The sequence below is a fragment of the Pantoea vagans genome, from assembly GCF_001506165.1.
GTDB lineage: Bacteria > Pseudomonadota > Gammaproteobacteria > Enterobacterales > Enterobacteriaceae > Pantoea > Pantoea vagans_C.
The window spans coordinates 3,240,207-3,261,852 of the sequence record NZ_CP011427.1; the positions used below are offsets into that span (position 1 = coordinate 3,240,207).

19 protein-coding genes are annotated in these 21,646 nt (G+C 54.2%); 9 read left to right on the plus strand and 10 right to left on the minus strand.

What is annotated here, in order from left to right:
- Nucleotide 1 precedes the first annotated feature (1 nt).
- The 3 genes from LK04_RS15165 (at nucleotide 2) to speD (ending at nucleotide 2,137) form a co-directional block, all read left to right on the plus strand.
- The gene (locus tag LK04_RS15165; protein ID WP_007888732.1) at nucleotides 2–349 is read left to right on the plus strand and encodes a YacC family pilotin-like protein; all 348 of its coding nucleotides are present in this window, start codon (nucleotides 2–4) and stop codon (nucleotides 347–349) included.
- A gap of 109 nt (nucleotides 350–458) precedes the next feature.
- A complete protein-coding gene (gene speE / locus LK04_RS15170; protein ID WP_039331285.1) occupies nucleotides 459–1,322 on the plus strand; it encodes a polyamine aminopropyltransferase in 864 nt (287 codons plus the stop codon).
- 5 nt (nucleotides 1,323–1,327) lie between these two features.
- Nucleotides 1,328–2,137, plus strand: a complete 810-nt coding sequence (gene speD, locus LK04_RS15175; RefSeq protein WP_039331288.1) for an adenosylmethionine decarboxylase — start codon at nucleotides 1,328–1,330, stop codon at nucleotides 2,135–2,137.
- A gap of 130 nt (nucleotides 2,138–2,267) precedes the next feature.
- On the opposite strand, the gene LK04_RS15180 is transcribed toward speD, so the two are convergent.
- From LK04_RS15180 to dtnK, 3 genes are read right to left on the minus strand one after another with little or no spacing between them, the layout of a single operon-like run.
- The gene (locus tag LK04_RS15180) at nucleotides 2,268–3,029 is read right to left on the minus strand and encodes a DeoR/GlpR family DNA-binding transcription regulator (protein ID WP_039331290.1); all 762 of its coding nucleotides are present in this window, start codon (nucleotides 3,027–3,029) and stop codon (nucleotides 2,268–2,270) included.
- Nucleotides 3,030–3,035: 6 nt separating this feature from the next.
- The gene (locus LK04_RS15185; RefSeq protein WP_039331292.1) at nucleotides 3,036–4,016 is read right to left on the minus strand and encodes a D-threonate 4-phosphate dehydrogenase; all 981 of its coding nucleotides are present in this window, start codon (nucleotides 4,014–4,016) and stop codon (nucleotides 3,036–3,038) included.
- On the minus strand, nucleotides 4,009–5,280 hold the full coding sequence (gene dtnK, locus LK04_RS15190) for a D-threonate kinase (protein WP_039331294.1): 1,272 nt from the start codon (nucleotides 5,278–5,280) through the stop codon (nucleotides 4,009–4,011). Before dtnK ends, LK04_RS15185 begins: the two co-directional genes overlap by 8 nt.
- Nucleotides 5,281–5,469: 189 nt before the next feature.
- Between dtnK and LK04_RS15195 the strand changes: the two genes are divergently transcribed.
- The 6 genes from LK04_RS15195 (at nucleotide 5,470) to LK04_RS15220 (ending at nucleotide 12,643) form a co-directional block, all read left to right on the plus strand.
- Complete coding sequence (locus LK04_RS15195; RefSeq protein WP_039331296.1) at nucleotides 5,470–6,618, plus strand: iron-containing alcohol dehydrogenase; 1,149 nt, start codon at nucleotides 5,470–5,472, stop codon at nucleotides 6,616–6,618.
- Nucleotides 6,619–6,635: 17 nt separating this feature from the next.
- Complete coding sequence (locus LK04_RS15200; protein ID WP_039331298.1) at nucleotides 6,636–7,520, plus strand: dihydrodipicolinate synthase family protein; 885 nt, start codon at nucleotides 6,636–6,638, stop codon at nucleotides 7,518–7,520.
- A 246-nt stretch (nucleotides 7,521–7,766) separates the two neighbouring features.
- Nucleotides 7,767–8,720 (plus strand): phosphoglycerate dehydrogenase, encoded by a 954-nt coding sequence (locus LK04_RS15205; RefSeq protein ID WP_039331299.1) that lies wholly within the window; start codon nucleotides 7,767–7,769, stop codon nucleotides 8,718–8,720.
- A 155-nt stretch (nucleotides 8,721–8,875) separates the two neighbouring features.
- Nucleotides 8,876–10,195 (plus strand): MFS transporter, encoded by a 1,320-nt coding sequence (locus LK04_RS15210; protein WP_039331345.1) that lies wholly within the window; start codon nucleotides 8,876–8,878, stop codon nucleotides 10,193–10,195.
- 70 nt (nucleotides 10,196–10,265) lie between these two features.
- Nucleotides 10,266–11,603, plus strand: a complete 1,338-nt coding sequence (locus LK04_RS15215) for an MFS transporter (RefSeq protein ID WP_039331300.1) — start codon at nucleotides 10,266–10,268, stop codon at nucleotides 11,601–11,603.
- Nucleotides 11,600–12,643 carry a cyclase family protein gene (locus tag LK04_RS15220; protein WP_039331302.1) on the plus strand — a complete coding sequence of 348 codons (1,044 nt, stop codon included), beginning with the start codon at nucleotides 11,600–11,602 and terminating at the stop codon, nucleotides 12,641–12,643. Before LK04_RS15215 ends, LK04_RS15220 begins: the two co-directional genes overlap by 4 nt.
- Nucleotides 12,644–12,734: 91 nt before the next feature.
- Here the strand turns inward: LK04_RS15220 and yacL are convergent, their stop codons facing one another.
- The 7 genes from yacL to acnB form a co-directional block, all read right to left on the minus strand.
- Entirely contained in the window at nucleotides 12,735–13,097 is a 363-nt protein-coding gene (gene yacL, locus LK04_RS15225) for a protein YacL (RefSeq protein ID WP_039331304.1), read from the minus strand.
- A gap of 113 nt (nucleotides 13,098–13,210) precedes the next feature.
- A complete protein-coding gene (locus LK04_RS15230) occupies nucleotides 13,211–14,146 on the minus strand; it encodes a spore coat U domain-containing protein (protein ID WP_039331305.1) in 936 nt (311 codons plus the stop codon).
- Nucleotides 14,143–16,509, minus strand: a complete 2,367-nt coding sequence (locus tag LK04_RS15235) for a fimbria/pilus outer membrane usher protein (RefSeq protein ID WP_039331308.1) — start codon at nucleotides 16,507–16,509, stop codon at nucleotides 14,143–14,145. Before LK04_RS15235 ends, LK04_RS15230 begins: the two co-directional genes overlap by 4 nt.
- Complete coding sequence (locus LK04_RS15240; RefSeq protein ID WP_039331309.1) at nucleotides 16,506–17,270, minus strand: molecular chaperone; 765 nt, start codon at nucleotides 17,268–17,270, stop codon at nucleotides 16,506–16,508. Before LK04_RS15240 ends, LK04_RS15235 begins: the two co-directional genes overlap by 4 nt.
- Nucleotides 17,271–17,273: 3 nt before the next feature.
- Nucleotides 17,274–17,786 (minus strand): spore coat U domain-containing protein, encoded by a 513-nt coding sequence (locus LK04_RS15245; protein ID WP_039331311.1) that lies wholly within the window; start codon nucleotides 17,784–17,786, stop codon nucleotides 17,274–17,276.
- 13 nt (nucleotides 17,787–17,799) lie between these two features.
- A complete protein-coding gene (locus LK04_RS15250) occupies nucleotides 17,800–18,342 on the minus strand; it encodes a spore coat U domain-containing protein (RefSeq protein WP_039331313.1) in 543 nt (180 codons plus the stop codon).
- Nucleotides 18,343–18,937: 595 nt separating this feature from the next.
- Nucleotides 18,938–21,535 carry a bifunctional aconitate hydratase 2/2-methylisocitrate dehydratase gene (gene acnB / locus LK04_RS15255; protein ID WP_039331315.1) on the minus strand — a complete coding sequence of 866 codons (2,598 nt, stop codon included), beginning with the start codon at nucleotides 21,533–21,535 and terminating at the stop codon, nucleotides 18,938–18,940.
- Between the last annotated feature and the right edge of the window lie 111 nt (nucleotides 21,536–21,646).

A 21,646-nucleotide genomic window follows, 5' to 3' on the forward strand; every position in this document is an offset into this window, starting at 1 on the left:
TATGACGAAAAGCATCAAGATCCTGCTGCTGGCGGGACTCCTTGGCTTCTCCTCCACCAGTTTTGCGCTGAGCGAATCCGAAGCAGAAGATCTGGCTGACCTCACCGCGGTGTTTGTCTACCTGAAGAATGATTGCGGTTATCAGGATTTACCGGATGCGCAGATTCGTAAAGCACTGGTGTTTTTCGCCCAGCAGAACCGTTGGGATCTGAGCAACTACAGTAACTACAATATGAAATCCCTCGGCGAAGAGAGCTATAAAGATTTGAGCGGTATCGCCATCACCAACGACAAGAAATGTAAGTCGCTGGCGCGTGATTCGCTGAGTCTGCTCGCTTACGTCAAATAGCCCACTACACCGCTCTCCTGCTGAAGATTTGACCGTGCAACCACGGTCATAATTCGCTATCCTTTTTTGTTCCATTTTCATGGCGATGACATTAGAGGAGAGCCCCATCATGGCCCAAAATGAAATGTGGTATGAGACGCTTCATGCCGGATTTGGACAGTATTTCACGGTAGATAAACTGCTTTATCGCGATAAGACCGCGCATCAGGATCTGGTGATCTTTGAAAATGCCGCCTTTGGGCGAGTGATGGCGCTGGATGGCGTGGTGCAAACCACCGAACGCGATGAGTTCATCTACCACGAAATGATGACCCACGTGCCGATTCTGGCGCACGGCAAAGCAAAACGTGTGCTGATTATTGGCGGTGGCGACGGTGCTATGCTGCGTGAAGTTTCACGCCACTCATCGGTTGAACAGATCACCATGGTGGAAATCGATGCGGGCGTGGTGAGTTTCTGCAAAGAGTACCTGCCGAATCACAGCGCAGGGGCTTTTGACGATACGCGATTGAACCTGGTGATTGATGATGGCGTCAATTTCGTTAATCAGACCGAAGAGAAGTTCGACGTCATTATCTCTGACTGCACCGATCCTATTGGGCCAGGTGAGAGTCTGTTCACCTCCGAGTTCTATGCGGGCTGTAAAAATGCCTTAAATCCAGGCGGCATCTTCGTCGCGCAAAATGGGGTCTGCTTCCTGCAACAAGAAGAAGCCATTAACAGCCATCGTAAACTCAGCCACTACTTCTCAGACGTCAGTTTTTATCAGGCGGCGATCCCTACTTATTATGGCGGCATCATGACCTTCGCCTGGGCCACGGACAACGAAACCCAGCGCCAGTGGGATGCAGCCACTTTGCAATCGCGCTTGGACGATGCGGACCTGCGCTGCCGTTACTACAATCCTGCGATTCATGTCGGTAGCTTCGCCCTGCCGCAGTACCTGCTGAATGCTTTGTCGTGTGAGGAGTGACGAAATTGCAAAAGCTGAAACTACACGGCTTCAATAATCTGACGAAAAGCCTGAGTTTTTGTATTTACGATATTTGCTACGCCAACAGCGAAGCCGAGCGTGATGGTTATATCGCGTATATTGATGAGCAATACAATGCCAACCGCCTCACGGAAATCCTGACGGAGACCTGTTCGATTATTGGTGCCAACGTGTTGAATATTGCGCGTCAGGATTATGAACCTCAGGGAGCCAGCGTCACGATTTTGGTGAGTGAGGAGCCGATCAACCCGCAGGATATTGATCAATCAGAAATCCCAGGTCCGTTGCCCAATTCGGTGGTAGCGCACTTAGATAAAAGCCATATCTGCGTACACACCTATCCGGAAAGTCATCCTGAAGGGGGTTTATGTACTTTCCGCGCCGATATCGAAGTCTCCACTTGTGGCGTGATTTCACCGCTCAAAGCGTTGAATTACCTGATACACCAGCTGGAATCTGACATCGTCACTATTGATTATCGCGTACGCGGTTTTACCCGCGATGTGAACGGCGTTAAGCACTTCATCGACCATGAGATCAATTCGATTCAGAACTTTATGTCCGAAGATATGAAGGCAATGTACGACATGGTGGATGTGAACGTTTATCAGGAAAATATCTTCCACACCAAGATGTTGCTGAAGGAATTTGACCTGAAATATTATCTGTTCAACACCAAGCCTGAAGAGCTGAGTCCGCAGGAACACAAGCGGATTACCAATCTGCTGTGGAAAGAGATGCGCGAGATTTATTACGGCCGCAATATTCCGGCGACGGGGTTGAAGCTGTTGTAGTTCGGTGGGTGCTAATACCCTCACCCCGCCCTCTCTCAATGGGAGAGGGAGTAAAACGTGTGAAATTTGGCATGTTCTGCGGGCGGTCCCCTCGCCCGCTTGCGGGAGAGGGTTAGGGTGAGGGAAATAGTCAGGCAGTCAGTTGCAGCCCTATCCCGCGCTCGCGCAGATCGCGGCACACCACTTCATCCAGACGGGCATCGGTCACCACATCGGTCAGGCTATCAATCGGCGCGGCGCAATACAGCGACCAGGAGCCATACTTACTGCTATCCGCCAGCAAAATCCGGCGACGTGCATTGGCCAGCAGATCCATCTTCAGCCCGGCTTTATCTTCCGTCGGCGTGGTAATACCGCGTTCGATACTCCACGAGTTACAGCTGACAAAAGCGATATCCGGATTGATACTGCGTAACAGACGGCGACCGTGTTCCCCAATGCAAGACTGGCTGGAATCATCAATACGGCCACCAATAATGGTGGTTTCAATCTGCTTAAATTCAGACAGGAATAACGCGATATGCAGGTCTGCGGTGATGACGCGCAACTGCAGATGGGTCAATTGACGCGCCAGCTCCAGCATGGTGGTGCCCGCATCCAGCACCACAGAATCGCCCGTCTTGACATAGCTGGCGGCAAACTGCGCGATGGCTTGCTTCTCAGCCAGATTACGCTGCATCTTCTCCAGCGTGGTGGGCTGAGCAGGAATGAAGCGATTAAGCGTCACACCGCCATGGCTGCGGCTAATGACGCCTTCCTTGTCGAGCTTGATCAGATCGCGGCGGATCGTCGCAGGCGAGGCAGAAATCGCACTCACCAGCTGTTCTACAGTGACCAGATTATGACTTTTCAAATAGTCCATAATCTGGTCGAGACGGCTTTGTCCCTTCATATTTCCCTATGCTAGCTGCATCGCGAGTTTAATGGAGATCGCCATGCTCGCAGAGTTCGCTTTACCTGTCCAGGCGATATCAAACGCCGTGCCATGGTCCGCCGAAGTACGGATAAAAGGCAATCCCGCAGTGATGTTGACGCCGTCATAAAAGCCTAATAGTTTCAGTGGGATATGACCTTGATCGTGATACATCGCCACCACCATATCGTACTGCCCCTGCTGACACTGCAGGAACACGGTATCCGGCGGGCAAGGGCCATAGACATCAATCCCCTTCTCTTTCATCACTTTGATTGCCGGCGCGACGGTAGTGATCTCTTCATCACCAAACAGACCGTTCTCACCTGCATGCGGATTCACACCGGCCACGGCAATACGAGGATTGTCAAAGCCGACGCGGCGCAGGAAACTATCCGCCATACCAATTACCGTCTGAATACGTTCGCCATTCAGGGTGTCGAGGAACTTACGCAGCGCAATGTGGGTGGTCACGTGAATCACCTTGAGGTGATCGGTGTACAGCACCATCGCGTAATTTTTGGTGTTGGTGAGTTGCGCCAACAGCTCAGTGTGCCCCGGATAAATATGCCCTGCTGAGTGCAGCGCTTCTTTATTCAGCGGTGCTGTGGCAATCGCATGGACGTCACCCGCCAGCGCCAGTTCAGTGGCACGCTTCACACATCGCCAGGCCAAATCGCCCGCTTCTTTCTGCACGACACCTGGCTTAAGGGCTTCAGGATTTGCCAGAGGTTCGTCAATCACGTTAATAATGCCGGGTGCAAAATGCGCATCTTTCACTTGATCCAGCACGCGCAGTTCAGCCTGCGGCGTAATGTTCAATCCCATCACCCGACGCAGCGTGCTGGCGCAGCCGATCACCACCGCGGGAATACCCGCCAGCTCGCCTTCTGCTAACGCTTTAATGATGATCTCCGGGCTGATGCCCGCCGGATCGCCCATGGTCACCGCAATAATTTTATTCACTCGACTTCTCCTCAATGAAACGGATGGCTTCTACCAGGGTGTTTTCGTCGCCAAAGCCACCCGCTTTGGTCATCACCGGCAGGTGTAATTCGCTATTAAGCAGAACCCCGTGCGGCACACAGCCTGCCACCAAGCCCTGAATCTGGAAACCGCTGGCGCCCAGCGCCTGTGCTACGGCAATGGCAACGTCGCCGCCAGAAAGATACAAACCGGCAGGCAACCCATGTCGGCATACCTTGCTGGTTAACTGTGCCAGGAACTGGCAAATGCGTTCACCTAATTCCTGGCGTGAAACCTGATGCTGCTGGCAGAGCTGTTCAATATCGTGACGCTGATCGGCATGCTGTGTGGTGCGCACTACACAATGCGCCCCGGCACTTATTGCTTGTTGCATGGCCTGTTGCCACACGTTAGCTTGCGGCCATGCGGGCTGCGCAAACAGCTGGCGAATATCGATGTCGATAATGCGGATCTCTCGCTGAGTACCGAGACGGGCAATCTGCTGCTGGGCAATCGCACTCATCGACCCCACCACCGCTAAGACCGGCCGTGCCGGACGTGCAGCCAGATACTCTCCCAGCGCGTCGCCCAGTCCCGATGCGCCCGCCAGTAGCGGTCTGATGGACAAGGTTGCTGCTGCCGCCATCAATAACGCAATATCCGCATCCTGTTCGGCATCCACCACCACCAGGCCCTGCTTAGTGGAGAGAACCTGTGCCAGTTGACCACTGCGCACGGTGGCCAGATCGAGCGTTTCGCCCGCCATTGCACTCTGCATTTGTAGCCGGGTTAACACATGGCTACTGGTGACGGGCGTTTTAGGATCGCTGGCAAATTCGGTATCGGTCAGGCGCTGCTGATTGATCCACACCTCTCCCTGACGGGTGGTGCGTCCCAACCTGGGTACCGCAGGCACCACCAACGCCAGAGTTTTCCCGCTGGCTGTTAATGCCGCTTCAATTTCAGCGCCTGGATTGCCGCGCAGTGTGGAATCGATCTTTTTAAACAGCCAACCATCCTGGGCAATCGCCTGATGCTGCTGTACGGCAAGCGTTGTACGATGCGCAGCATCTGCGGCGCTCACCGCTCGGCTATCGGTGCTGATCACCAGTACATCCGCACTGTTGGCATCATGTGGCGTGCTGCTATCAAACAGCACATGCACTTTTGCGCCCGCTCGCGCCAATCCGCTACCGGCATCATTGGCCCCGGTAAAATCATCGGCGATCACTAAGACTGGCGTTTTCCATGGCTGTGAAGTCATTCTCTTTCCTCTACCGGCAGCTCGCCGTGTTGAGATTGATTATATTCAATCATGATTGATTATATGTGAGCAAGATCAAATTATTTGAAATCAATTTGCCCTATAAATTTAGGCACTGTAGTGACAGAACCTGCACTGATTGAGCAAAGTTAATCATTCAGTACGAAAAAACCGCAATAAGGGTATGAAATGAATATCAACAGCACCGTGATCAGTGGCTTTCAGGCGCTTAATGACCTTAGCTATTTGCTGCAAGGTAAAGAAAAAGCGCTTCTGGTAACCGATAAGAATATTGAAGGCATTCCAGCGGTTCAGACGCTGATCGCGCAGCTGAAGCAGCAGATCAGCAGTTTAAGCATTGTAAACAGCGTCCCACCAGAACCGAGCCAGCATGATGTTGCTGCCATTGTTGCTGCGTTGCCCTCTACAGATGTGGACCTGGTGATCGGCGTCGGCGGAGGCAGCGTACTGGATGTCGCAAAGCTGCTGTCGATCCTGTGCGTTGACGGCGCACCCACGCTGGATGCGCTGCTGGCCGGTGAAAAACCACAAACCCGTACCACATCCCTGTTGATCCCGACCACTGCGGGTACAGGATCGGAAGCCACGCCTAATGCGATCCTGGCGATCCCTGAGAAAGAGACTAAGGTGGGCATTATCACACCGGTGATGCTGCCAGATTATGTCGCACTGGTCCCCGAGCTGACCACCAGCATGCCGCCACACATCGCCTCTTCAACCGGTATCGATGCGTTGTGCCATCTGATCGAGTGCTTTACCGCCACCGTGTCCAACCCGGTAAGCGATAACTATGCACTGATCGGCATGAAAAAGTTGTTCGCCAGTCTTGAGACCACCATTGCCGAGCCGGGCAACCTTGAGGCGCGCCTCAATATGCTGTGGGCCTCCTATTATGGCGGCGCGTCCATTGCTCATGCCGGGACGCATCTGGTCCATGCAATGTCTTATCCTCTGGGCGGCAAATATCACCTGCCACACGGCGTGGCGAATGCCATTCTGCTGGCCCCTTGCATGCGCTTCGTCCGCCCTGCTGCGGTGAGCAAATTCGCGCAAGCCTACGATTTACTGCCAGATGCCGATACCACACTGGATGAAGAAGCCAAATCTCACGCGCTGGTGGAGTATTTCGCCGCGCTGGTGAAGCGTCTCAAATTACCGGCCAGTCTGGAAGAACTGGGCATTGGCCCAGATCATCTGCCGTATCTGGTTGAAGCCGCGCTCGACGTGCAGCGTCTGATGAAGAATGTGCCGATGAAAGTCAGCGCCGATGACGTGAGAAACGTCTACCTGACGCTGTTTCCGGCTTTGAATCACTAAGGATTAATGAGGGAATCATGAGCAAGAAAATTCAGGGCGTATTAACCGCCATCGTCACCACTTTTGATAGCGAAGGTGCATTCAACCCAGCCGCGCAACGCGTGCAAGTACAACGCCAGCTGAGCGCAGGCAACGGTATTTTCTGCGGCGGCACCAACGGTGAATTCTTCGTGCTGAACGAGCAGGAGAAACTGGCGGTGACGGAAACCTGCGTCGATGAAGTGAACGGCGCGGCAGCGGTTGTGGCGCATATTGGTGAGATCTCTACCCGTGAAACCATTCGTCTGGGCAAGCAAATTGCCAAACTGGGCGTCGATGCCGTTTCGGTGATCACACCTTATTTCGTGCCACTGAAGCAGGAAGAGTTGATCGCTCACTACCGTGCAGTGGCCGATGCGATTGATGTGCCGCTTTATCTGTACAACATCCCTGCGCGTACCGGCAACACCCTGCAGCCGGAGACTGTGCGCACGCTGGCCGCGCACCCGAACATCATCGGCATTAAAGACAGTGCGGGCAGCTACGAAAGCCTGAGCGGCTTCCTGCAAGCAGCAGAAGGCATGGAAAACTTTAACGTGCTGACTGGCCCAGACTCGCTGATCCATCGCGGCTTTGTCGAAGGTTGCACCGCCTGTATTTCTGGCCTGGCCAACGTGGCACCGAAAGAGATCAACGCCATCTGGGCACGTTTCCACGCGGGCGATATTGAAGGTTCACGCCAGGCGCAAGAGAACATCACCGGTCTGCGTACCGATCTCTACAGCGTCGGTTTCCCACCGGCCACCGTGAAACGTGCGGTTTCACTGCTGGGTTCTGATGTAGGCAACAGCCGCTATGCAGTGAGCTTCTCTGCCGAAGAAGAGCAGAAGATCCGCCAGATCGTGAATCAGTATTTGCAGTAATGATTTTGGGCAGTCTTTTTGCCTTTTTACCACCTAAATACCCTAAATAATTCGAGCTGCAGGACAAATATGCCGCAGGCTTATTTGAACAGCGCTAGCGCTGGCCCGTAGGGTGAGGCTTTAGCCGAATCACGCGGCAAGTGAGTTAATCCCCAGGAGCTTACTGAAGTAAGTGACTGGGGTTAGCTCACGCAGCCAACGCACCTGCAGCTTGAAGTATGACGGGTATTAACACCGGGAAGAATCATGAAAGTCATCTGTACCTCACCTTCATTCGCCAAATACGACGCTGCCCCCATCGACACCCTGCAGCAGCACGGTTTTGAGCTGATTACCCTGCCCGCTGATGCACCGCTCAGCGCGCTGGAACCGCATCTGGCCGATACCGTGGCGATGATCGTTGCGTTCACTGACGTCAACGAAGCACTGCTGGAGAAAGCGCCACATCTGAAGATCGTGTGTAAGCACGGCGTTGGCGTTGACAACATCAATCTGGATGCCACCCGCGCGCGCGGCATTTATGTCACCAACGTGCCGGATGCCAATAAACATGCGGTGGCTGATTTTGCCTTTGCGCTGATCCTCAACAGCGCGCGCCAGATTACTCAGGCGGCGATTGAAACCCGGGCGGGCAACTGGCCACGCATCTTTGCCACCGACGTGTATGGCAAGACGTTGGGCATTATCGGCCTTGGCAATATTGGCAAGCAGGTGGCGTTGCGCGCCAAAGGTTTCAACATGCGCGTTATCGCTTTTGATTTTTATCCGGATGAGAAATTCGCCGCAGAACACGGTATCGAATTTGTCAGTCTCGACCAACTGACTGAAAGCAGTGATTTTATCACGCTGCATAAGCCGCTCACCGATAAAACCCAAAACCTGTTTGATGCTGCGCGCATCAAGCGCATGAAGAAAAGCGCTTTCCTGATCAACGCGTCACGCGGTGGCATCGTTAATGAGCAGGACCTCTATCAGGCGTTGCTGGATAACGTGATTGCCGGTGCGGCTGCCGACGTGTTCGAACAGGAACCGCTGGCGGAGCACCCGCTGTTTACGCTGAGCAACTTTATCCCGACCTCGCATATCGCGGGATATACCGACGGTGCCATCAGCGCTATTGGTGAACGCTGCGTGATGCAAATAGTGCAGTGCATTAAACAGGGCGAACGCCCAGTAAATATCATGAACGGGCTGGATTAACTTTTTCAAACCCCTATTTAATCCATTTTATATCCCAAGTCATTGGTGTTGTAGCAAGGCGGTAAATTCATTCATCCTCAGGAGCTTATTCCAGGGGGGAATGAATGCAGCCAACGCCGCTACAGCGCGAAGGACGCCGGGAAGGTGAAAATAATATGAATAACACCTCTCGCTCTACCCGTATTCGCTGGTGGATTGCAGGCCTGATGTGGCTGGCAATCGCCATTAACTATATTGACCGAACTGTACTCTCTGCGGCCGCTCCGCACCTGATTAAAGAACTTGATATAAACCCAGAGATGATGGGTTTTATTATGGCGGCATTTTTCTGGTCCTATGCACTCTTGCAGATCCCGGCCGGCTGGTTCGCCGATCGCTTTGGACAGAAAAAAGGTCTGGGTATTGCTGTTGCCTGGTGGTCGATTGCCACCATGGCGATGGGCCTGGCGACCGGCTTTAAATCCCTACTGGCGCTGCGTTTAGCGCTGGGTGTCGGTGAAGCCGCAGCTTACCCGAGCAACGCCGGTATTACCGCGCGCTGGTTCCCGGATCGCGAACGTGCCACGGTTTCAGGCCTGTTCGACAGCGCGTCGAAGTTTGGTGGTGCCGTTGCCATGCCGTTGATCGTTTTTATGATCGCCATGTTCGACTGGCGCATCACCTTCCTGGTGATTGGCTCACTCGGTGTGTTCTGGGTGATCGCCTGGTACTTCATCTATTCCGAGAACCCGGAAGATCATAAATCGATCAGCCAGGATGAAGTGCGATTCATTCGTGATGGCCAGGCGCAGAAACACGGCGATAAAAGCGTGAAACCGATGAAGTGGTATAAGCTGCTGCGCTACCGCAATATCTGGGCGATGTGCATTGGCTTTTTCACCATCAACTACACCTCCTACTTCTTTATCACTTGGCTGCCAACTTACCTGGTGAAAGATAAAGGCATGGATTTCCTCAAAATGGGGATGGTCGCTGCACTGCCACTGATTTGCGGCATGGTGATTGAAGTGCTGGCGGGTTGGGCATCCGATCGCATGGTACACAATAAAGTGCTGTCACTGACCGCCACCCGTAAGCTGTTCCTGACCATCGGTCTGCTGATGGCACTGTGTATCGGTTTTGCGCCGTTCACGGATTCCGTATTTATGACCGTGCTGCTGCTGTGTATCGCCAAATCCGGTACCACGGTAGCGGCCTCTCAGGTCTGGGCTCTGCCGGGTGATGTGGCACCACAAAACAGCGTGTCGATTGTGGCGGGCCTGCAGAATACCGTCTCAAACATGGGCGGCGCAGTCGGCCCAATTATTACCGGCGCTATCGTTGGCGCAACCGGCCACTTTACCTGGGCACTGGTGTTTTCTGCCGTGCTGGTGGTGATTGGTATTCTTAACTACCTGTTCCTGATGGGCAAAGTTGAACCTATCGTGGATGAGGAGCAGGTGCATCATTCACATTCCGTTGTGAGCGGCGCGTAAGTGCCAAACCCGCCGCATCGCCCTGATGCGGCGTTTCCCCTACAGAAAATAAAAAACAATTGGAGGCGACATGTCGCTGAATTCCAATGGATCACCTGCTGCAATTCAGGCAAGTAAAGCGAAAGGGAAATTTCGTTTCGTCATTCTCACGGTGCTGTCCGTCGGCATCGCCATTAACTATATCGATCGCGCCGCCATGAGTGTCGCCATGCCGTTTATGAGCCAGGAGTTGCACTTCTCGCCCACTGACAGCGGCTTGTTACTCTCGGCGTTTTTCTGGAGCTATGTGCTGTTCCAACTGCCCGGCGGCTGGTTAGTCGATAAGCTGGGTCCCCGCATCACTTTTGCAGTCAGCAGCCTCGGATGGGGATTAGCCACCGCGGCTTGCGGCCTCGCCAGTTCGATTGCGGCGCTGGTGGGTTTCCGGTTTGTGCTGGGCGCAGTGGAAGCCCCCAGCTATCCCGCCAGCTCCTCAACGGTGACGCGTTGGTTCCCGCGCCAGGAGCGCAGCTTTGCCGCTGCCACCTTTAACAACGGCAGCAAAATCGGTGGCACGCTGGCGATTCCGATCATCTCCTTCCTGATTGCCTTGATCGGCTGGCGCATGACGTTTGTCATTTCGGGTGTGGTGGCGGTGGTTTGGGCGCTGGCCTGGTATCTGTGGTATCGCGATCCGCGCGATCATAAAACCGTTTCGCATGAAGAAGTCGAATTCATTGAAGCGAATCAGGATCCGCAAACCGGTGAGCCGATGAGCGTGCGACAGTTGCTGGGCCAGCGCGCCGTGCAGGCGATGATGGCGGGCTTCTTCTGCATCAACTTTGTCTCTTACTTCTTCTTCACCTGGTTCCCCACCTATTTAGTGGAAACCTTCCATCTGTCACTGATGAAGTTTGGCTTACTGGGCATGCTGCCGGGACTGGCGGCGATTGTCGGCGGCTGGTGCGGCGGGTTGCTATCCGATACCCTGGTGCGTCGCGGTTATTCCCTCAGCGTGGCCCGCAAGATCCCCTTGGTGGGCGGCATGCTGGGCAGTGCGACCATCGGCCTGGCGGCGTTTTCACCGACGGTGGGATTAGCGCTGGCGGCACTCTGTTTTGCGAATTTCGCCGCCACCTTTGCCTCCGCAGCCTTGTGGGCGTTGCCTTCTGATGTCGCGCCGAACCGCGCTAATGTGGCCACCATTGGCGGTATTCAGAACATGGCCGCCAATCTGGCAGGCATCATTTCGCCGGTGATGATCGGCGTGATCATGCAGTACACCCACTCCTTTGTCATCCCGCTGGAGATTGCCGGTGTGATTGGTGTGGTCGGTGCATTGATTTATGCCTTCTGGTTACCGCGTGTGCAGCCGATGGGCATGGACACCGCTACCGCACTGGATGGAAATTTAAGGAGAGAGGTATGAATCCTCGCTGGAAGCAACGCCCGACACACTCAACCTGGGGCGATTTTGGCCCGGACGATCAACTGGGTCGGCTGAATCTGCTGACTGCGCAGAAGGTGCTGGAAGGGGTGACGGAAGTCAAAACCGGACAAACTTTCTGCCTGAGTTTGCCGCTTGATTTGCCAGGAGGGACGGCGATGAATCCACGCCGTCCACCACCGCAACTCAATGCCACACGGCGCGGCGAACACGCCAACATGACCTATCCGTTATCGCGTGATAATCCGTTGCTCACCGATGTGATCTGTGATGATACCGTGACCCTGGCGCTGCAATATTCGACCCAGTGGGACAGTCTGGCGCACATGGGGCAGTGGTTTGACGTTAACGGCAACGGCGAACCGGAGATGGTGTTCTACAACGGCTATAAGGCGAATGTGGATATCATCGGTGAAACCGATTATCGCGGTGGTTGTGGCTGCAATCACGGCAGTCATTTAGGGGCCAGGAAACTCGGTATTGAGAATGTGGCGCAGCATGGCATGCAGGGCCGCGCGGTGATGATTGATATCAAACGCCATTTCGGTACTGAGCGGTTTGCCTTTGGTTATCAGCATCTGCAACAGATTCTGCAAGCGGATGCGATTGAAGTCCGTCCTGGCGACATGGTCTGTTTCCGCACTGGCATGGATGAAGCAATTCTGGCCATGCAGGGTGAGCCGGATATGACCTTCCTCAATAGCCATTTTGCCGGACTGGATGGCAGTGATGAGCAGTTGCGTAATTGGGTGGTGGAGAGTGGTGTGGTGGCATTGATTGCCGATAATCCGGCGGTAGAAATTCTACCGGCGCGCCCGATGAACGATGATTTTTATCCGTCTCATCCACTGCATGATTTGTGCCTGTTCCGTTTAGGCGTATATCTCGGCGAGCTGATGTTGCTAAGCCCGCTGGCCGACTGGCTGGCACAGCATCAGCGCCATGCGTTTCTGCTCACGGCACCGCCGCTGCGTTTACCTGGTGCGGTAGGATCGCCCGCCACGCCGATTGCCACGGTGTAAACCGCCACATACCGTAGCGGCGCGATTTATCGCGCGGATGTTTAAACATGCGCAATTAATTGCGCCGCTACGGGACCTGCGATAAAGGCGGCTATTTGCCCGCCATAAATTGCCGGTACGCTGCAATCACCGCGAGAAAATCCTCCACCCCGCAAAAGGAGAGGCTCTCTTCGTCGTAATAGGTCATCCCTTCCTCAATACCGTCATCTTCCAGCGCCAGCTGATTGGCGCGGATCATCACCTCTTCCTCATCCAGCCAGATCGTGTACTCGTGTCCGACACGCTGCCACTGGTTGATGGTGCCCTTCACCTCGCGAGCCGCGACCTCGACCTCATCCAACAGGGCCAAATTATCTTTCACTTCTTCGTTGAACCAGTGCCCCACCGCTTCGTGGTCCATCGACATACGGACTTTGACCTGACCCGTCAAATCACGCAGAAATTCATACTCCATGGGGTTCGCCTCGTGTAGCTAATGGCGCAACTTACAGCACCGAATAAGTGCATTTTGTGCGTAGCGCGCTGAATAAAGTGGGATCACGCTCGCATTATGCCAGAAGCTACCGCTCAATAGGTGACGGTGACCGTCACAGTATCGCTATAACTGCCCGCAGGCTGGTTGGTCTGATCCGGATTTACCTTGGCGGTGTAATTGATGCTTTGCGTTGCCCCCGTGCCGGTTTCGCTCAAGTCATTACTGGCGGTCCAGGCTGAGCCATCAGGCTGATAAAGCTGATATTGCAACAGCGAGGTGCCATTGATCATTTGTCGCCAGTCACCGCTGGTGGCATTACTGCTGGCAAGATTGACGCTGTAGGCCGCATTCAAGGTGCAGCGTATGCCCAGTGTCGAGGAGATCGTGCCAAAACTGGCTGGCAGTGAGGCACTGCCAAAATCCACATCGGGCGCGCTGTCGATGGCACAGTCATTAGTAACTGCAAACTGTAGCTGGATAGTCGAGGTTACCGTGCCCGTGGTGTAAGAACATATCCCCAATACGCCGACAAAACAGATACTGTAGTTCCAGGTGATCGTCAGTGTGTCGGTGTAGGTTCCCGCAGGCACATTGGTGCCGGTGGCGGTTTTTAAGTAGAGCGGCAGTGTGCCGTCGCTGGCGTTGAACAATCCCAGCAGCCCCAGCAATGAAGTCGAACTCCAGGTTTTGCTGCTACCAATGCTGTAGACCGTACTACAGCCACTGTCACCGCAAATGCTGTAAGGCACATAACTGCCCGTGCTGCTGTTATAAAATTGTGGCGTGGTCCCCAACGCATTGGCTGAACGGGTCATGGTGCCTGTCACCGTATTGGTGCTGAGAAGTGAAAGCGCACTGCCCGAACAGGTGAAGCCGGTGCCGGTTTCCACCACCTGAGCGGTGCTGGCCAGCGTAAACGAACTCAGACTGCCAAAGTCCGTGCTGCTGGAACTGGCAGTGCACGCTGCCCACAGCGAACTGCTCCAGCCTGCCAGCAGTATCACCAGGCTAATCAGTATCCTTTTCATTGCTGCCTCTCCTGTTTATCACGCATCGCACATACCAGCGGTCCAACGAGGCACTGGGCTTGCTTACCGTCCAGGACTAGCGCGTGACGACACTGGCCACCGGGGAGCGAAACCGCGATATCACTGTGCTCCGGCACATCGTCAAACCACGCCTGACCGCCATAGCCCATCTGCGTGGTTTGACCGCTGTGAATTTCCGTCACCAGGGTGCCGGGGGGTAAAGGATGATGTTGGCCATCGACCAACGTCAGTAACAGTGGACGGGTTTTACGCAGTGGAAAATTCACCAGTGCGCCGCTGGCCTCGCGCACCGCCACCCGTTGCTCCACTTGGGGTGTATTAATATCCGCCGGTAAATTCAGGGGATCGATAGTCAGTTTGGCGGGATACCATGCGCTCACCCACGGCACCAAAATGTGGCCTCCGCTGTCCGTCTCACCCAATAACTGATTTTCATAACGTACAGGCACGCCGCTGTAACCCGAGGTGCTGACCACGATAAAGGCATCATTGATTTTGCTGCTGGCAAACAAGGCATTATCCATCCACACCAAGGCACCACTGGCATCAAACCATTGGCTACGATCGCCGGATGATCCATAGATACCGCCACTCAACACGCTATAGCGATTCTTCCAGGTCAGATCGGCCTGACGATAGCCTTCAGCGTTAGGGGATGCCGCCAGATTCCAGCCCAGTCCCCCCCCGGCGGGCGCGGCGCGGCTGTAACTCATTGTCTGTGTCGTCTCGCCGTTGCTATCCCGCTGGCTGGAGAGGGAGAGCGATCCAGACTGATCAAAAGGAATGAGCAACTGGATTTGCGCCGCCATTCCCCGGTCTCCCAGGGTCTTATTCAGTGTCAGATGCAGGCTGCTGTTCGCCCACAAGCCATGGCTCCAGGAGAGATTGGCTAACCGGGTGCGCGTGCCATCATGCGCGGTGATATCAAAATAACCCACGCCAAAGGTACCCGCCCAGCGACCAAAAGGGGCCAGGCTGAGGGTGGCTTGTTCAGCACGGCGGCTCAGCGTGGTACTGGTGTGATAGACCGACAGATCGCTAAACCCCGCAGTGCGTTGTACATGGCTGACACTGAGGCTGAAGCTGGGTGCATACCAAGAGTAACCGGCGGAATATTGCTGCCCGCTCTGCCCGGATTGAGACTGACTGGCGCTTAGCGAAAGTGTGCCTAAACGTGCAACGGCCATATCCGCACCCGCGCCCATACGCGCCAGGCCGCCACGGCCCTCGCCTTGCAGCGCCAACGTCAGATGATCATTAAAGCCATAGCGATAAAACCCGCTGACCGCTGCTGCGTCATAATCCGCACTGCGTATGCCATAGTTTTGCCGCAACGCCCCCGCACTGAAATCAAAATCACTCAATCCGCTGCGCAACAGTTGATTCGAGACATAAAACGGAATGCTGGTCTCGACCTGCCGGCCCAAAGCATCCGTGGTCACCAGCGTGGCTTCACCTGCACCGTTAATATAGGGCGTACTGGTGAGTGTCCAGGGACCGGCATTCAGGCTGTTGCTGCTGGCTTTATAGCCATTAATAAACACGTCCACGCTGCCGGGAACGGCTGCGGTCCCCGACCAGTTCAGCATCGGATAGGTCACCAGGTCGGGACGCACCGCAAAACTGCGGCTGATACGCAGGCCACCTAATCGCACCGAATTACTCCAGCTGAGCGAGTTGCTGATCACATCGCCCATCTGATAACTCACCATGCGATCAACATCACTGTATTTCCAGGTGGTGTCGTAACGCAGATAGCCCTCACGGCTATCGCTGTCACCTTTCGACTGCCAGTCTTGTCGCCAGGTGCCGGTATTGGAGAGATAGCCCGAAGCCGAAAACACACGCTGTTCCAGCCAGACCGCGCTGTAGCCGCTGCTATTCGTGCTTTTTACGCTGTAAGCGTCGTAATTGAGCAGCATTCCGGGGGAACTGGTCGCCCGGAATGCCGCATTTTTCTGCTCGCCGAGCACTTGCCGGGGTAACCAACTGTCCGGCACCTGCAACTGCAATATCTGATGCACGCTGTCATAGCGGGCAGTGATCTGCGCCAGAGCACTCACATCCTGCATGCCGCTGGCGGTGTCGGCTAACCGGATGTGATTGCGCCTCAGTACTGCCGCATCCAACAGATAGTGCGTACCCTGCACCGTCACCGGCACCACGCTGCCGTCATTACGACCATTGACACTCAGCGTCAGCCACAGCATGTATTCCGTCGGCGCACTCTGTAACGCACGTGGCGGAGGCAAACCATCGTAAACTTCCGCGTTAGCCTCCATCACGCCGCACAACAGCAGGCCAGGCAGCAGCGCCAGCCTTCGCGTTGGCGCTGAAATCATTGGCTGATGGCTACCGCTGGGCCATTATCGGTGAGTTTGGTATACAGCGAGATCCCCATTGGCACCGTTTTCCCCGGCGGCAGAGGGAACTGCATACTCTGACCCGCTAGCACATAGCCGAGAAAACCTTTTGCCAGCGTGAACGACGCTGTATTGATATCCGCATCGCGGCCCCAAAATACCTGGCTCAAACGTGCATGCACTTTGCCGGCGTTGCGAATGCGCAGCACGGTTTTACCCTGCACATTGATCAGCTGCCAGCTTAGATTTGGCTGACTTGCCGAGGCGGGATCGCGCCGAATATCACTGCGTGTCTGGGTCCAGACGCCTTGGCTATCGAGAAACAGAGGCAGTACATATCGCATCTGCAAACGCAGGCCTGCGCTGTTTTTCACCACGGGAACATTCGCATCTGGGATCTCATCCAGAATGATACGGTAGGCTTTTTCACCCTCAGCTGGCGCTGGGCCAGTGCGAATTAAGCGCACCAGTTGTCGCTGTTGCGGCGGCACAGTGGCAAACGGTGGACTGGCGATAACGTCACTTTGATCGGCGTAGCGGTCGCGATAATCCTGTTGTTGCCAACTTAACAGACGAATTTGCAAACGCACCGGCTGGCTTCCCCGATTCTCCAGCCACAAGGCACTGCCGTGTTGGTCAGCTTCAATGACCTGGAAAATCGGCCAGACTAACACCGAGCTTGCTGCATGGGACACACAACTCTGTAACGCCAGCAACGCGATAACGATCAGTTTTTTCATGATTCAGTAGGTCAAGGTGACAGTTACGGTATCGCTGTAAGTGCCAGAAGCGGGCAAGCCCGACGTGGCAAACAGGCGTCCATAAATGGTGTAAGTTTGTGTGCTATCAGGAAACGACGACACGCTATACGCCAGCGCATCGCTGCCCCACACCGTGGTGTGTGCCGCATCCTGATACAGTTGATAAGCCAGAGTGGCGCTGCCATTGCTCAGGTAGCGTGAACTGGCACTGCCGCCATGTTCGCCGTAGTCCAAAGCCAGCGTAATGGCAGTGCCCGGCGTGCAGGTCACCACTATCGATCCCGCCCCACTGCTGCTCGACACATCAACAGGCGTGCTGATGGCAGACATCGTGCCAAAATCCAGCGTGCCGAAGTCTGCACTGGCGCTGCTATTGCTGCCAAAAGCGCAGCCGCTGGTGATGGCAGCCATCACCTGGAAACTATCAGTGGTGCTGCTGGCAAAGCAGGGCCACGAACTCCATAAGCAGAGGCATGCGATAAGGTGCCGTCCCATGGCGCTCGCCGTGTTACCAGGCTAACGTCGCCGTGACCGTATCAACATAGGTGCCGGAAGCCGGTGAAGTGGTGCTTTGGTCCGAAGGCAAAATGCGGCCGTAAATCGGTACATCCTGTTCGGTACCGTCGGCAGTTAATGACACGCTGCCGTTCACAGCAATTTCAGTGCTGCGTGAGGAGTCAGAATAGAGGCGATAAGGAATTAACGTGGTGCCCGATGTCATATTACGCAGGGTACTGCTGCCGTTGAGGCCGCCATCCAGCGTTAATGTCGGAGATAATCCACTGGTACAGGTGACCGTCACGCTGCTGCTGCCGTCAGACCCTAATACACTGCCATCAATAATATTGGCGAGATCGGCATAGGTGCCAAAATTAATTGAGCCCCAGTTGTTGGTTGACCCGCTTGAGTCATTATTCCCGACGGTACAACCGTCGCTAATCACCACTTGAATCCCCACCTGGCCCGTGAGCGTACCGGCGGCACTGGCCGCCAAGGGTGTTGTTAATACAGTTGCGATAGTAAGTGCATAGATGGCGGTTTTGAATTCCATTTTGACCCCACACAATGACAGCATTGTTGTTGAGCCCGCGATATCTGGAAACAATTAAACAATCTTAAACATGACCCAATCGCAACCGATCGAGCTTTAAACAAGCATTAAGATTTGATTATTGAATATCGGGACGTTATGCAAGTGAAGCGTGCATAAGCCAAATGGCCGCTGTCACTTTTTTTAAACATAACCGTGTGATGAAAAATAAGATAGCGAGGAGATAGGAATATTCTTAAAACGCATTTATACCCTTAATTTGATCTTATCCATGGCATTTAATCTGCGCTAAATCGATTTTAAGTAGAATTTTTCTTTGTTAATTCGATTCATTAAAAAAAAGCCCTTTGCACCCAACCAATAAAACTTAACAATAAACAAGCAATATCCTTAATTAAAACTGCTTACATTGATAAATTATAACGGAAATGACGAAACCAATTAATGAAATAACACAATAAAACTAATCATGATGAGTTATTATTAATCATTCGAAAAAGTATGATGAAATTGACGTTTTCGGAAAATTATCCAGAAAAGAACCAATAAAAAAGGGACGATTCACATCGCCCCTTTTTCTCATTCCTGCCGCTGATTAAACTGCGGTCTGGAAGATCACACCATCAGCTTTCTCAGTGTACTGACCGAGTTGGTCAAAGTTGAGGTAGCGGTAGGTATCAGCCGCCGTCTTATCAACCTGCACCATGAACTGCTGGTATTCGTCTGGCGTTGGCAGTTTGCCGAGCAGTGAAGCCACTGCCGCCAGTTCTGCTGACGCCAGGAAGACGTTCGCGCCGGTACCCAAACGGTTCGGGAAGTTACGGGTTGAGGTGGAAACCACCGTTGCACCGTCTTTCACGCGCGCCTGGTTACCCATGCACAGTGAACAACCTGGGATTTCGATACGCGCACCACTTTTACCAAAGACGCTGTAGTAGCCCTCTTCAGTCAGCTGTGCGGCATCCATCTTGGTCGGTGGCGCAACCCACAGGCGAGTTGGCAACTGACCTTTGTGCGCATCCAGCAGTTTACCTGCTGCACGGAAGTGACCGATGTTGGTCATGCAAGAACCGATAAACACTTCATCGATCTTCTCGCCCTGCACATCAGACAACCAGCGCGCATCATCTGGGTCGTTCGGCGCACATAGAATTGGCTCTTTGATTTCTGCCAGATCGATCTCGATCACCGCAGCGTATTCCGCATCCGCATCGCCTTCCAGCAATTGCGGATCCGCCAACCATTTCTGCATGCCTTCAACGCGGCGCTCTAGCGTACGACGATCGCCGTAACCTTCAGAGATCATCCACTTCAGCAGCACGATGTTTGAGTTCAGATACTCAATAATCGGCTCCTGATCCAGCTTGATGGTACAACCTGCAGCAGAACGCTCTGCAGACGCATCGGTCAGTTCGAAAGCCTGCTCAACTTTGAGTTTTGGCAGACCTTCAATTTCCAGCACGCGGCCAGAGAAGATGTTTTTCTTCCCTTTCTTCTCAACGGTCAGCAAGCCCGCTTTAATCGCATACAGTGGAATTGCATGCACCAGATCACGCAGAGTGATACCTGGCTGCATTTCACCCTTAAAGCGCACCAATACTGATTCTGGCATATCCAGTGGCATCACGCCGGTGGCAGCAGCAAACGCCACCAGACCTGAACCCGCCGGGAAGGAGATACCGATTGGGAAACGGGTATGTGAGTCACCACCGGTACCAACGGTATCTGGCAGCAGCATACGGTTCAGCCAGCTGTGGATAACGCCATCGCCCGGACGCAGTGAGACACCGCCACGGTTCATGATGAAGTCAGGCAGCGTATGGTGAGTGGTCACATCCACTGGCTTCGGATAAGCAGCGGTATGGCAGAATGACTGCATTACCAGATCAGAAGAGAAGCCCAGGCACGCCAGGTCTTTCAGTTCATCACGGGTCATTGGACCGGTGGTATCCTGAGAACCCACCGAGGTCATTTTCGGCTCGCAGTATGCGCCAGGACGAATCCCTTCTACGCCGCACGCACGGCCAACCATTTTCTGCGCCAGCGAGTAACCGCGGGTGCTTTCCGCCACATCTTTGGCTTTTACAAACACATCGCTGTGCGGCAGACCCAGCGACTCACGCGCTTTGGTGGTCAGGCCACGGCCGATGATCAGGGGAATACGGCCACCGGCACGCACTTCATCCAGCAGGACTTCGGTCTTCAGCTCGAAGCTCGCCAGCAGTTCGTTGGTTTCATGATTGCGCACTTCACCTTTGTACGGGTAAACGTCAATCACATCGCCCATTTCCAGACGATCAACGTCGACTTCGATCGGCAGCGCGCCAGCATCTTCCATGGTGTTGAAGAAGATAGGTGCAATTTTACCGCCGAGACACAGACCGCCGCCTTTTTTGTTTGGCACGTACGGAATGTCATCGCCCATGAACCACAACACCGAGTTGGTCGCGGATTTACGGGAAGAACCGGTGCCGACCACGTCACCAACGTACGTCAGCGGGAAGCCTTTTTTCTGCAATGCTTCGATCTGTTTGATCGGCCCAATGTTGCCAGCATCGTCGGGTTCGATACCATCACGTGGGTTTTTCAACATCGCCAGTGCGTGCAGTGGAATATCCGGGCGAGACCATGCATCCGGTGCCGGAGAGAGGTCATCGGTGTTGGTTTCGCCGGTCACTTTAAACACGGTGGTGGTGATTTTTTCTGCCAGCTTAGGACGCTTAAGGAACCACTCTGCATCAGCCCATGACTGGATGATTTTTTTCGCGTGTGGGTTGCCTGCTTTGGCTTTCTCATCGACGTCGTAGAAGTTATCGAACATCAGCAGCGTGTGGGACAGGGCTTCTGCGGCAATTGGGGCCAGCGCTTCGTCATCCAGTGCTTCAATCAACGCATGGATGTTATAGCCGCCTTGCATGGTACCCAGCAGTTCAACTGCTTTTTCACGAGTTACCAGAGGAGAGAGGGCTTCGCCCTTAACTACTGCGGCCAGGAATCCGGCTTTGACATACGCCGCTTCATCAACACCTGGCGGGACACGGTTGACCAATAAGTCGGTCAGGAATTCTTCTTCACCCGCTGGCGGGTTTTTCAGCAGTTCAACCAGCGCGGCCATTTGGGATGCATCTAACGGCTTAGGTACGATTCCCTGGGCAGCACGCTCGGCAACGTGCTTACGGTATTCTTCTAGCACGACGTTCTCCTCGCTCTCATTGTATAGCTTTCCGGTGCACCCCTTGAGCTGTCAAACAGTAGGGTGAGGTGCCCGGTTCCGCGTCGGCCAGCATAGCAGCATTTCGGCTGA